Origin of the sequence: Bacteroides sp. AF32-8BH, from assembly GCF_003435205.1 — a bacterium.
In the GTDB taxonomy this organism is placed as follows: domain Bacteria; phylum Bacteroidota; class Bacteroidia; order Bacteroidales; family Bacteroidaceae; genus Bacteroides; species Bacteroides ovatus.
Window position 1 is genome coordinate 136,674 of record NZ_QVLZ01000013.1, and the last position, 13,808, is coordinate 150,481.

8 protein-coding genes are annotated in these 13,808 nt (G+C 40.7%); all 8 read left to right on the top strand.

Translation table 11 applies throughout. The annotated features are described in order from the left end of the window. Positions 1 to 7: 7 nt before the first annotated feature. The 8 genes from DWZ47_RS11510 to DWZ47_RS11545 are packed head-to-tail and all read left to right on the top strand — an operon-like array spanning position 8 to position 13,779. On the top strand, positions 8 to 874 hold the full coding sequence (locus DWZ47_RS11510; RefSeq protein ID WP_004306043.1) for a hypothetical protein: 867 nt from the start codon (positions 8 to 10) through the stop codon (positions 872 to 874). Next, a complete protein-coding gene (locus tag DWZ47_RS11515; protein WP_004306045.1) occupies positions 864 to 1,934 on the top strand; it encodes a DUF5007 domain-containing protein in 1,071 nt (356 codons plus the stop codon). The genes DWZ47_RS11510 and DWZ47_RS11515 overlap by 11 nt, the downstream gene beginning before the upstream one ends. A 19-nt stretch (positions 1,935 to 1,953) precedes the next feature. Further along, positions 1,954 to 5,166 carry a SusC/RagA family TonB-linked outer membrane protein gene (locus tag DWZ47_RS11520; RefSeq protein ID WP_004306047.1) on the top strand — a complete coding sequence of 1,071 codons (3,213 nt, stop codon included), beginning with the start codon at positions 1,954 to 1,956 and terminating at the stop codon, positions 5,164 to 5,166. 19 nt (positions 5,167 to 5,185) lie between these two features. Further along, entirely contained in the window at positions 5,186 to 6,706 is a 1,521-nt protein-coding gene (locus DWZ47_RS11525) for a RagB/SusD family nutrient uptake outer membrane protein (RefSeq protein ID WP_004306048.1), read from the top strand. A 24-nt stretch (positions 6,707 to 6,730) separates the two neighbouring features. Continuing rightward, positions 6,731 to 7,531: a hypothetical protein gene (locus DWZ47_RS11530; RefSeq protein WP_004306049.1), complete on the top strand. Its 801-nt coding sequence runs from the start codon at positions 6,731 to 6,733 to the stop codon at positions 7,529 to 7,531. Beyond that, entirely contained in the window at positions 7,524 to 9,359 is a 1,836-nt protein-coding gene (locus tag DWZ47_RS11535) for a DUF5008 domain-containing protein (protein ID WP_004306051.1), read from the top strand. Before DWZ47_RS11530 ends, DWZ47_RS11535 begins: the two co-directional genes overlap by 8 nt. Before the next feature lie 12 nt (positions 9,360 to 9,371). Continuing rightward, positions 9,372 to 11,297, top strand: coding sequence for a hypothetical protein (locus DWZ47_RS11540; RefSeq protein WP_117513200.1), 1,926 nt, complete (start codon positions 9,372 to 9,374; stop codon positions 11,295 to 11,297). A 37-nt stretch (positions 11,298 to 11,334) separates the two neighbouring features. Then, positions 11,335 to 13,779, top strand: coding sequence for a M60 family peptidase N-terminal accessory domain-containing protein (locus DWZ47_RS11545; protein ID WP_117513193.1), 2,445 nt, complete (start codon positions 11,335 to 11,337; stop codon positions 13,777 to 13,779). The last annotated feature ends 29 nt before the right edge of the window (positions 13,780 to 13,808 follow it).

Here is a 13,808-nt window from a genome sequence, read left to right on the forward strand (position 1 = left end):
AGATACTATGAATAAGAAGTTATTGGCTATTGCTTGTAGCTGGGGAGCTTTATTGCTTTCATCATGTATGGACACATCTGTGGTGGAGTCCGATATGTCGGGAATACCATCTCAAGGCATTACTTACTATGATGGTACTATTTATGAATATCTGGAAAATGGTGATCATAGTTTGGGAGTTACTTATGATTCCTTACTCTATTTATTGGATTGTTCCGTTGAAGAGAGCTCTGTTCCCTTGAAGTTCCAGGAACTGAAAACCTGTTTGCAGGATGAAGAGGGGGAATACACCTTGATGGCAGTTCCTGACTCTTGTATCAGACTTGCTTTAAAAATGTTGAATAACTATCGGAGATTGAATAATCTAGTTATTGATGCGAAAGATATTCCGGCAGATGCTCCGGAAAGCGAGAAGTATGCAGCAGGTGAATTGACATTGGAGAAACTGTTGAATTATCGCAAAGAAATAGAACATACGGATGCGCAGACACAGAAGCCAAAGATCGATATTTATGAGTATAAAGCCCCGTTGGATACTATGCTATGTCGTTATATGACAGCTGGCTTGTATGACACCGAGAAATTGTCGCGCGTGACCTCAGCCGAAGGAACAATCATACAAGGTCTGTATTCTTATCGAATGAATTTGAGTTACCGGAGATTGCCAGCCAGTGGATATATGGGTGCCGGTCCGCAGGATATTACTTTTTACGATATGCGCAACACCTTGAATATGACTTATTGGGAGTCTACTAAGGTAATGTGGACGGATGTTCAAACCAAAAATGGTGTTATTCATGTACTTTTTCCGCAACATGAGTTCGGATTCGGAAATTTTATTCACTATTTTAGAAATGTAGGCCATGAAGAATAGAAGAGAAATATGTGACAAATTAGGTAAAAGCGGCTTATTGTGCGCTATGTTATTGGTGAATGCAGGTTGTGTGGATAAATATTTACCGGATGAAAAAGATGCTTTCGACCGTAACGTTGCTTATACGCGTACCACGTTCGATCCGGTTATGGGACATATCGTATTCTATACGGATATATGTAATGTTGCCAATTCCACTTTGCCGTTGACATTTGAGATTACGGATATGATGCATAACGACGGATCGCCGGCACCCGAATTAGAAGAATTCTATCCCGTACGTGTATGGAAGAAACCCTATTTAGGTACAGAGAAATCCATTGACGAGATCAATGCTAAGCGAGGAATTGAATATCGTCGTCTTTTCGATGTGCGCAAAAATAGCGGTGAGATTGTAATGTGGGGTGAAGCTAATTCCGGTATCTTGCGTTGTCAACCCGATTCCGGTTATGTATTCAATATGAATATATCTAATTCCGGTGGATATAAAGTAGTGAAAAGAATGCGTCTAATGCCCAAACGCGAAGTAGATTTCGAACCATCTATTTATGATTCACAGACAGGACTGGCCATTGCCGAATATGTTTCACCGGAAACATCCAGAATGCGCTATGAACAGAATAGTTCTTCATTCTCTTATACTATTGAACCGGAAGATATTCATGTCTATTTTCGTGAAAACAAGGACAAACAGGATGGTGCCACTTCTTTGTCTATTTCCTTCTATGATCCGTCTTGGAATGTTATTGATCCGCGTCGTTTCAATGAAACCAATTGGGGGGGACTTTTTCAGGCCGGTTTCTTGAAAGGGAAGATAGGGCCGAAAGAAGTTGTGTATGATATGGCTTATCCACTTCCCCTGTTTAACGGACAGACAAAATATACCGATTCAAAAGGGGAGAAGGCCAGTGTAAAGTTTGCTACAAGTTGGTTCTCAAAGTATGGTTATCGGAATACCGGTTATTTTGTGTTTGACTTTGCTATCTATAAAGAAGCGCATTGGGAGATGTTGATACATTTTGCTAAAGGAATGCCTCAGTTAGGAGAGATTAAAGATTAATCTTAAATGTAATATAGAAATGAAAAATCGATATATTTTACTATTGTTTACATTGTTTTTCGTGGTCACAGGTTCTGTGGCGCAGGATGGAGCAGTGATAGTCAGCGGGACAGTTTATGACAAAGCCGGGAATAACGAGACTTTTCCGGGTGTGAATATCATCTGCCGGGATGCCAAAACACAAAAAAGAATCCGGGGGACAGCTTCCGATTTGGAAGGAGGATTTTCCATTAAGGTTCCTGTCGGTTCAGAGCTGGTATTTACTTATGTCTCTTATAAACCTACTATTTATAAAGTAAAGAAGTCTGTTTCCGGTATTAGTATCTTTCTGGAAGAAAATATCAACGAAGTTCAGGAAACGGTCATTGTGGGGCAACGTAGAGTCAGCAAAGCTAACCTGACTGCATCTGCTACAGTAATCGATGCGAAAGAACTGGCGGATACCCCTGTACCTAACATCATGAACTTGTTACAAGGGCGTGTAGCTGGTATGGATATCCAGATGAATAATGGTTTGCCGGGAGCATCAGGTACATATAATATTCGAGGTGTTTCGGATATTTCTCTTGTAGGGAATAATGATAGCGGGTGGGATCTTGCTTCTTCCGCTCCACTTTTTGTGGTGGACGGTATTCCGCAGACAGATGTAGAGGACTACAATGCCGAGGGATTGATTTCCGGATCAGGGGTAAGTCCGATCTCTAATATTCCTGTAGAAGATATTGCCAATATCCAGATTTTGAAAGATGCTGCCGCTACTTCATTGTATGGTTCGGCCGGTGCCTATGGAGTTATTCTTATCGAAACTAAAAAAGGAGATTCTCCCAAGCCTCGTGTGACTTATTCGGGCAATTTTACCATCTCCACTCCGCCCAGTCTGCGTGAAGTGGCAATCGGTAATGCGGAGCGGAATCTGCTAAAATGGCAGATATTGAATAACGATACCTCCCAATTGTATCACGGATATCAGGATATAATGTTCATGCCTGCCGTTTCTGACAGTCTAAATCCATATTTTAATAATAATACGGACTGGCAAGATCAATTTTATCGGGTTACGTACAATCAGTCTCATAACATAAGTTTCTCGGGTGGTGATAATTTGTTCAACTATAAAGTGAACGGTAATTATTATACAGAGAAAGGTATTGTGAAGAATACAGACTTTAACCGTTATGCCCTTACAGGAAACATGAATTATACATCTCCCAATTCGAAATTCACAATTGGTGTCGATATGAAAGTCGGATTTACCGACAATAGTACAGGTAGTGGAAATGCAGTCTCACAGTCCGGTGTAGCGAGTGGTGCCAGTGCTTCTTCCCTATTACCGCCACCCTCTCTCTACTCGGCTTCCGTAGCGGCTTTGCAGGTGTTCGGCGTCGAGAATTCAACCGTGAAATCCAATTATTCCGCTACGGTGAATTTAGGTTATGCCTTGCCATTTGATATCAAATGGAGAGGAACGTTCAATTACTCCTATAACTCTACCGACCAGGAAAAATTCACACCTGCTATCTTGAGCGACAGCAAGTATTCTGCCATTGCTTATAATTACAATAGTAATGAATCGAAAGTGTATATCGATACCCATGTCTCACGTACTTTTGATTTAAAATATGTCATGCTGGGGCTGACAACCGGTATCCGTTATAATTCACGGACATCAACAGGCAACAGTATCACATATACAGGCCTCCCCAACGATTACATTATCGGTCCGGTAGGTCATGGTAAATCGGAAGGTAGTGCTACTGTTAGTCAGAATCAGAGTACTTTTTCTTTTATGTTCGCTCCGAATTTCAAAATTAAAACTAAAGATTCATTTAAAGCAGGTGGAGACAAATATATTTTCGACCCTACAATAAGTCCGGAGCTAAGTTCCGTATATGGCACTCGTACGAAGTGGAACATAAATCCAAGTTTGGGATTCCGTTGGAATATCGGCTATGAAAGTTTTATGGACCGGTTTACCTGGCTTGATAATATGAGTTTCCGTCTGACGTGGGGACAGGTTGTCAAATACAAGGCTACCCGCTACGATGTGTTCGGTACTTATGATATAGATCCGGGAAACACTTACAATGGCGAATCATATATTCCGATTGATTATAAAAGATTGCCTAACATAAATCTGGATCCTGTTACTACCACTACTTGGAACTTCGGTTATGATATGTCTATATTCAACAACCGTTTGAGTGCGAATATTGATGCTTATTACCGTCAAGTGGATAATCAGTTGAGTGATATTGAGCTGCCTAACCATGCAGGATTTGAAAAAGTGAGGAGTACGGAAGTGAGTCTGGTCAATTACGGTCTGGAGGTATCTTTGCGAGGAAAACCATTATCAGTGCAGAGCAAATGGAATTTGTTGATCGGATTGAACTTTGCACTAAACAGAGATGTGATTACCAAGTTGCCGAATGAGGCCCGTCAGATTTTGAATAGTGACGCATGGGTAGCCAATCGTTTGGGTGGAAATACTACTTCGATGTTGCTCTATATTAATAAAGGTGTATATGCCACAGACGAAGACGTTCCGGTAGATCCGGCTACAGGCAAGCGCCTAAGGTTAGGGGGGAAGAATACGGATGAAGCATATTTCAAGGCCGGAGATCCTATCTGGGTAGATGTGAATGGCGATTATGTTATTGATGACAAAGACCGTGTAGTGGCAGCAAATGCCCGTCCAAAGGTAACCGGTGGACTGTTCTTCAATCTCTCTTATAAAGAATTTTCGATGCATGTAAATACATCTTTTGTCTTTAAACGCGATATTATTAATTCTGTGCTGGCAAAATCTTTTAAAGCATACGATGATCCGGTACGGAAGTCTATTGAAAGTTTGAGGAAAGATGCGTCTTTATCTCCGATTGAAAAATATAATTTTTGGACAGAAAACAACCGTTACAATGCGATTTATCCCAATCCGTACAACTATCATCACAATAAGGTGATTGATCCGTTCAGAGAAGCACAGACTCTCTTTTTGGAAGAAGGTTCTTATTTCAAACTGAATACTGTGTCGCTGTCTTATCGCTTTCCGAAACGGTGGCTTGACTTTTTCCGGGTAAGAGGGGTTACGTTGAAAGCTTCGGTCAACAATATTTGGACATTCTCCAATTATTCAGGTATCAGTCCCGAAAGTGTGAATGGTCTGGGACGTGACACGTCGGGTGGCTATCCTAACAGTCGCACATGGACAATGGGTGTGGTATTGAGTTTATAATCTTTTAAATATGAGAATTATGCTGAAATATATATCAATAGGATTATTGTTAATCTTTACATCCACTTTTTGCGGATGCAATCTGGATACCGATGATGAAGATAAGATGCCGGGTGATAAATTTTGGGAATCTGCTGCTAACGCAGAGGCATTTATGTTGAGTGTTTATCAAAATTTGCGTAAGGCAACTACAGATAATGGATTTTTTCTTTATGCCGGTGATGTACGCTGTGCTCCAATCACGGGACAGAATACAAATAACTATCTTTATCTGATTCAGAATGATATGAAAAATTATAAAGCGAAGAAAGATAGTAAAGAAGAGGGAACCTCCTCTGATTTTGGCGCTATCTATAACTGGCAGAATATGTATAAAGTAGTGCAGAGTGCCAATATTATGATTGAGGAGGTTGCCAATGTGAAGGAACTGTCAGCCGTAGAAGTGGAACGTTATCGGGCGGAATGTAAATTCTTGCGTAATCTGGCTTATTTCTTTATGGTGCGTATTTTTGGTGATGTACCCTATTATACGGAGGCTTATGCAGCTGCTCCACTGCCACGAATGGACAAGACAGTAGTTTTGAAAACTTGTTTGGCAGATTTACAGACTGTATTGGATAATGACCCTGATAAGGGTATTTTGCCGTGGCGGAATGGAAGTGGCAGCCTGCGTGCCAACCGGGGAGCGGTATTGACACTAATGATGCACATGAATATGTGGCTGGCATTTTTCGACGAAAACAATGCGGTAACTTATTATAATGAGGTGAGGCGTTTGGCTGAAACGGATTCTTGGATAGATAGTAGTATCTATTCCTTGCAGTCAATGAGCCAAATGTCAGAAGTGTTTCAAGGAGAAAGCAATGAAGGTTTGTTTGAGATTGCACAGAATGTCACTATGGGTGAGATATTTAAAACAGATCACATGTGGTGTACAAAAGTGGTATATAAAATACGGAATCGTACAGAACCGGAGTTCAAGTATAGCGAAGTCTTTTTGAAGCAACTCTATCCGGAGGAGACTGCTGATATGCGCAAAGAGTCCTGGTTTAATTATCTATATCTTGATGATGATGATTATGTGGGTACTGCACGAAGATTGGAGATTATAAAATTGTTGAACGCCGATACTAACGGAAATAGCACGATTCCCAATGCCGGTAATTACATTGTATTCCGTTTGGCTGACGCTATCTTGCTCTATGCTGAAGCGTTGAACAATCTGGGTGAAAGTAACGATGCCTTGCGTGAAGTTAACCGCATCAGACAGCGGGCGGGTGCTCCTGATTTTACAGATGCAGATAATCTGGATGCTTCTATTTATTGGGAGCGTGTACGTGAATTGATGGGCGAAGGACAGTATTTTTACGATCTGGTGCGTACACAGAAGATCTGCGATACTGATTTTGCAGTCTTTGCCGATGAAAGTGGGCATCGTGAAAAAAAGGCCGACCTTAAACAAGGTTCCTGGACCTGGCCTATCTATAAGAAAGCACTGGATAATAATCCGTATATGACAAAGAATCTATATTGGGAATAACTTGAAACAGAATAGTATATTATCATGAAAAATAATAGTAGAAAACTAATTTTTGGAATATGTGCATTCCTGCTGGCGACTCTGTCACTTGGTAGTTGTAATAGCGACGATTATTTGGTAGACGGCGGAACGAGTAATCCTTATTTTGACGGGAATGTGATGCAATATCTGGAGTCGCGCCCCGATTTATTCAAAGACTTGGTAAAAGTCATCAAATTGACTAAATGGGAAGATATCCTGACCAATGAAGAAGTGACCTTTTTTGCTCCGACGGATTTTACCATCGCCAAGAGTGTGGAACGAATGAACTATTATCTTTACAATTATCAGGGGATGGATAAGATAACGGAACTTTCTCAAGTGAAACCGGCTGTGTGGGAAGATCTTATCGGAATGTATGTCATGGAAGGAAAGTACAGATTGAATGATATCGCTCAGATAGATACGGCAGCAGTGAGTGCGTTTCCCGGACAGACTAATTTCACTTACGACCGTAGTTACAAGATGACGATGGGTGTATGCTACGGAGATGCCAGCGGTATAAAGTATGCCGGATACAGACAAGTCATGTATGCTTATCAGGATTTTGGTTATCCGGAGTATGCGTATGTGTCGTCCTGCAATATCGAACCGACAAATGGCATTGTACATGTTCTTCGGCTGGACCATTATCTAGGATTCTCTATTTCTGGTCTATTATGGCGTGCGCTTGAGGCGGGAGTTGATTACCCGAAGAAAAGAGGCGGCAACAGCGGTCTCATAAAAACAACTGTCCGGGAAGAAGAACTTGAAGATATGTATATAAAAGAGAAGAACGATGAATAAGATAGATTATTATAATAGTTGGTTGTGTAAGGCAGCGAACATGGTCTGTCTGGCAGTCTGTGTGTTAGCCTTGGCGGGATGTAATGAGGATGAAGCAAATTCGATCAAGGAAGACCCGTATGCCGGTGGCCGTGCTCCTTTAGAGGTCAAGTTATTATCAGAAAAACCATCTCCGGAGTCTGCCGGCCCGAGAGAACAAGTTATTTTTAAGGCATCCGGTCTGGCTAAATATTGCCATCCGGAAGAAGATACTTTTGATTTTGACTTTTATATCTCTGACGAGAAATGTAAGATAGAAAGTGCTACGGATTCTACATTGACCATTGTAGTTCCGGAAGCTGTAAGTTCAGGAACCACTTATCTTGTTTTGGAAAATCAGATATTTTATGGTCCTTATTTTAGCATACTGGGTAGTGTATCCATAGATGAGGGTTTTGAATATTATAAAACAGGTCCTTATAATGGATTGATTTATTCTTGCGTTCCATGGTGTGGAAATACAGAATTGACCAGCGAATTTTATTTATGTGGCGATTTTAGGCAGGAGAAAACTAAACCCTATGGTGGAATTGCCATGATTAATAATGAAAAGGGATTAATAAAATACGGTACTGCCGATAAAATCAAGATAGGACGTGGAATTGCGACAGGTTCGTTTTATGATGAAAATACGGATGAATTTTATTATCCCGAGGTAGATGGTATGAATTATTGGAAAGCGGACAAAGAGTCACCAAGAGCTTTGATTTATGGAGCATTTCGGGAATACGAGACTTATAGTGCCTCGTTGGGGGGCTTTGAATTTAAGAATATTCTTTTGGCGAATAATGACCTTACTATAAAGACAGAAACCAAGAAATTTTCTGATTACACTGGAAAAACCTATGATATATCTGTACCGGCATTTGTTGGTGGAACCATGATGTCGGAAAAAATAATCCGTGCTTTCAGTACCTCTGATGGAAAAATAATAGCTATAGGGAATTTCACGGTTCATCGGATGACAGATTATGACAATACCACTTGTGATGCCAATAAGCGACTGTTGGCAGCTGAAATATTAACTCCGGCGCGTTCAGTGATGAGAATGGACGAAATCGGACAGCTTGATAAGACATATCGCCGGAGCCTGCAGAATGAGGAAGAATCATTGCCGGGAACAACGGGAGAAATAAAAGATGCTTGTATGTTGAGTGACGAATCTCTCATTATAGTCGGAGCATTTACTTCCTTTGATGGAAAGCCAGTCTGGAATATTGTGAAACTTGATAAGAACGGACAGGTGGACGATGCATTTCAGAGTGTTGTAGGCGGAGCTAACGGAGACATAAATAGAATCACTTGTACATCTTTTAAAGATGAAAACGGGATGGAACAGGAACGTATTGTGCTTGTCGGTAGTTTCACTACATTCAACGGACAGCCGGCGCAAGGAATGGTCATTCTGGATGCGGAGGGAAATCCGGACCCAGGTTTTGTCCTGAAAGAATTGGAAGGCGGAATTTTGAATTTTGCGAAGATTGTAGATTTGAATGCAAATGGTGAAACAGCTATGCCCCATGTTGTCATTTCCGGAACATTTACCAAGTATGATGGTATCACACGACAGGGATTCTTAATACTGGATATGAAAGGAGATGCTATACAGCGTTTCAATGTACCCGGAAGATTTTATGGTCAATTATATGACGCGCAGTATTCTTTAACTTCGGACAATGTTAACGGACTTTTGCTTACAGGGGATTTTAGTTCTTTTGATGGTAAGAGAATGAATAATATCGTGATGCTTAAAGTAGATTTAGCTGAAAATACAAACAATGAACCTTAAATGAATAAATGTATGAAAGTAAATAACTACAAAAGAATAACGAATCTTGCCGGTACATGTTTTCTGGGGATATTACTCCTTTTAGTGACTGCCTGCAATGAGGTAATGGAAGATTCGTTGAGATATGATTATCCGGCATCCGGTTCCAACTATGAATCGGGACATGTGCTGCTGGTGGTAATGGATGGTGCAGCCGGTAGAGCAGTACAGGCGGCGCGAAATGCATATAAAGCTCCTAACCTGAAATCCATGATTGCTCATGCCTTGTATACAGATTATGGGTTAGCGGATGGAAGTAACAACATTGCCGGTGGAGAAATGACGAATGCGCGTGGTTGGGCCAATTTGATGATAGGCAACACTACGCATGACATAAAGACGGAGGATGACCTGATAGCCGGAACTGACAATTTCATTTCACGTCTGGTTGAGGAAAATAGTCTTGTCAGTATGTATGCGGTGGATGAAAAATTCAGGCAAACTTTTGCGGTCAAGGGAATGACAGCTCCTGAAGTGAATACGGATGAGGCAGTAAAAAACGGAGTATTAGAAGAATTAAAACTGCCTGATACGTCAGATTTAATTGTTGCGGAATTTGGTGGGGTACGCGAAGCAGCCGGTGGAGAGTTCTATAATGAGAACGGCACCCCTACAGAGGCGGTTGTAAATGCTATCGGTGTATTGGATAATTACATTGGTGAAATGTGGAGTGCGCTGAAAGAACGTCCCGGTTATGAAAATGAGAACTGGTTGATCATTGTCACGTCCAACTATGGAGGAGACGTGCAGATGGTAGAAGGAAAGGAGTTCGCAGACCATTATGCGGATGTATCGCGCAATACATTCACCTTGATGTACAATGAACGTCTGGTCTCACAGATACAGGCAGCTCCGGGGAATACGGCCCTTTCTTATTCTTTTTCTACACCTGCTTGGTCCTATGATTATAGAAATCCGAATCCCAATCGTTATGCGGAATCGGCACGGTTAGGAAATACAGAAATGGGTGAATTTTATTTTAATGATAAAAATGAAATAGAACCTGTTACCATTCAGTTTTTCTTAAGTTCAAGTGTCTATAATTCTCGAAAATATGTGATTCTTTCTAAGAGTTCTAATATGGACGAAAAAACCAAAGTTGGTAATGGCTGGTTTTTTCATTTTAATGCGGATACCAATAATAGACGTATTTGTTTCGGATTTGGTGGAAAAAGATGGCTCATACAAACTAAAGATGAGAACAATCTGGACTGGAGTCAATGGCATGTTCTTACTTTGACATTGGAGCCGAACCCTGATCCTAAAAAGCCGGCAAATACATTGTTGACTATTTATATAGACGGAGAATTAAATAATCAGTTGAGCTACAAGAATAGTGAGATCGTTAATGGTTATACCCAGAATAAATCTTTTCCTTCCACAGATGCGCCATTGCGTATAGGAGGAACGGAAAATAGAGATTCGCAAAATTCACAACAAAATACAAAAAAACAGCAATTCAGCAATTACATTTATGTTACAAATTTACAGATATATGATGTCGCTATTCCTAAAGAAGATGTCGCCTTGTATGCAGGTAAAAATCAGTTGCATTTATTGAAGGATTCCTATAAATACTGGGATAATCTGAAAGGATATTGGCCATGTGACCTTGAGGATGATCAGATGGAACCTACATTGAAGAACTATGCAAAAGACAATGGTGAGGATGCTACGGATGATTTTGTGATTGATCGTGGTGCTGCTGATGTATGGCTATCGGGCAGTAGTTTATCGCCCGCCATCCATCCCATTCCTGAATCGGACAAGACGTTTTATGTCAAGACATTCAATACAGTGGACGTTCCGCGTCAGATATTTGTGTGGCTCGGGAAGAATGTCCGTTGGGACTGGGCTATGGAGGGCAAAGCATGGAAATTTGCTTATGAAGAATTTTAAAATGGAAACAATTGAAATGCTTTAAATTTTGGTAGATATGAAAGATAAAATAGTATATATTCTCCTGGCCGTATGGGGCGTATGGGGAGCAACAGCATGTGAAGACAAAGACTTCGAACAGATTATCTCTGCAACGGATGATTATACTTCTGCGACAGGAGGTGACTATTATGAAGGAGGAGGTATTGACGTCAGTCTTTATGACAAAGCGCGTATTTTCCCCGGCTTGGTAGACACTCTGACGGAAAAGCGGGTGGATGAGCAGGTAGTAAATATAGATATGGCTTATCGTTCGGCAAAAGCGGTCAACGTCAATTTAGCAATGACTTCTCCGGCTATTTACAGCACGGGGCTTTATGCAGGTGCAGGCGAGAAAATAACAGTGATGTTGGATGATGATGTGAAAGGACTAACTGTACAGATCGGTATCCATTCGCGTGACTTATCTTCGTTGGTAGGGAGTAGCTATTTGGAACGTGATCCTAAGGTTGTGACTTCAATGGCTTTGTTCAAGGGAAAAAATGAAATTCGTAATCCTTATGGCGGGTATATCTGGATCAAACGTTCAGGCGACGCCAGCGATACTGGTATCGTACCTCTAAAAGTGCAGGGAGCTTATCTTGCTCCCGACTATGTGGTTGGAGAAACTGAAGCTGCTGAATGGGGAGAGAAAATAAAGACAACAACTGTTCCATGGATTGAATTGAGAGGAAAGCAAATCGCGTTTTCAGTTCCTGTTAAGTATATGAAATTGAAGCTGCAATCGGAGGGACAGAGTTTTGTAACCCGATTGGAACAATCACTTGAATTATGGGATGATTGGGTATTGTGTTACAATGAATTTTATGGACTGGATGACGCTGAATCGGAAACATTTCCCAAACCGGATTTCCCGGTCAGAGTGGTTATGGATGCACATCTGGTTACGGAACGTTATTCCTATTACAGCAATACGAATCTCGAATTGCTTCAAACGGAAGAGTTGATTGATATGATAGCCGATCCGGAACAGGTTAAAGCAGGTGCCTTGAATACTTCTCACGTAGTAGGATGGATGTCTTTAGGATTGTTTGTTCAAACCTATTGGCCTACTCCAGCTCCGAATTCTTTTAAAGATATGTATAGCTTGATGCCCAATTTCTATTTCTTATATAAACATGGCTGGTGGGGGAATCAGCAGGATGCAAAACTTTTTGCATATAAATTATTTGGTAGAGATCAAAAAGTGATAAATACGACTCAATATAATCTGAATGCAGACGAATTTGAAAACTTGGTCTCATGGGCAAAAGCGGATAGTTGCAAGATATATAGTGATGAAGCTAAAAGGCCTAGTAAATCAGGGAACGACTATTGGCCGGCGGCATTGACTTTCTATTCAGCCATATTAAGTTATAAGCAGGAAGATACGGGTAAAGATGGTTGGAAGTATTTTGCTTATCTCAATCGTTTTCTTAGCAATGAGGGGCAGAATGTGTCAATTTTTAATCGTTTGAGTATGTCGGAGGCAATGTTGACATGCTTGAGTCATTATTTTGAGCGTGACTTTACTCCGTTATTCGATCGTTATGGAATTGAAATCTCTGATAAAATGCGGGCAGAAGCACTTCAGTATAAAGCTGTGGAAAAACGTATTTGGGAGCATAATCCGTTGAAAGGTAATGATACTTCGGATTTTGATGGAAAAGTGTTCTATACGAAGTCGGGAAAAACTCCTTTCCGTCATTTACGGTCAGAGTGGACGGCAGTGGCGTATTCCGGAACCGGAGAAGATTTGAAGGCATCCAACTACGGTTATGTTTACGAGAGCAGAGCTATAAAATATAATACCCCTTTCAACCTGTTCGATGGAGATAGAAGCACGTTATGGCAATCTTATTCTGATCTTTATGAGGAATATACGGATGAAAACGGAGATAAACATTATCCATATAAGATTGATAATCTGTATTATAATGCGAAGGCTCCCGATCTTCCTTATACTATCGTCATACAGCCCGGTGAAAGTCGGAGTATAGATCTGGATGGTGTATACATGGCGTTTGGATTTACTGAAGTAAACGGTATTTATAATAGTGATGTGAAAGATTATGATAAATATGCTTTCAGACCGCAACATATTATAGTAGAAGTAACAAGTACCCCGTTGGAGTATAATGATGTGGATACGATTTATACCAATATACAACAAGTTCAATGGAAACAAGTTTTTGATTCTGACCGTGATCCTAAGGGTACTCCTTCACAGCAATTCTGGCCTGATCGTAGTAATTTATTCTATATTGAACTGGATCAGAAAGCGACTAATGTTACAGGAATTCGGTTGACTATGGACAGAGAGAGTCATATAGCGAAAGATCGTCCGGCTAATTTCCCTGCAGATGAAAAACCGAATCGTCCGGAATTTACCAATAAATATTTGAACAGGATACAGAAAATCGCTGAATTTGGTACTTTTTATTTTAGATTTTTATCGGTTTGACTTAACCGATTGAGAAATAAACTATTAGC

Coding starts and splice junctions, on each gene's coding strand:
- DWZ47_RS11525 (WP_004306048.1), top strand. CDS start 5,186: ATGCTGAAATATATATCAATAGGATTATTGTTAATCTTTACATCCACT.
- DWZ47_RS11510 (WP_004306043.1), top strand. CDS start 8: ATGAATAAGAAGTTATTGGCTATTGCTTGTAGCTGGGGAGCTTTATTG.
- DWZ47_RS11515 (WP_004306045.1), top strand. CDS start 864: ATGAAGAATAGAAGAGAAATATGTGACAAATTAGGTAAAAGCGGCTTA.
- DWZ47_RS11520 (WP_004306047.1), top strand. CDS start 1,954: ATGAAAAATCGATATATTTTACTATTGTTTACATTGTTTTTCGTGGTC.
- DWZ47_RS11535 (WP_004306051.1), top strand. CDS start 7,524: ATGAATAAGATAGATTATTATAATAGTTGGTTGTGTAAGGCAGCGAAC.
- DWZ47_RS11540 (WP_117513200.1), top strand. CDS start 9,372: ATGAAAGTAAATAACTACAAAAGAATAACGAATCTTGCCGGTACATGT.
- DWZ47_RS11545 (WP_117513193.1), top strand. CDS start 11,335: ATGAAAGATAAAATAGTATATATTCTCCTGGCCGTATGGGGCGTATGG.
- DWZ47_RS11530 (WP_004306049.1), top strand. CDS start 6,731: ATGAAAAATAATAGTAGAAAACTAATTTTTGGAATATGTGCATTCCTG.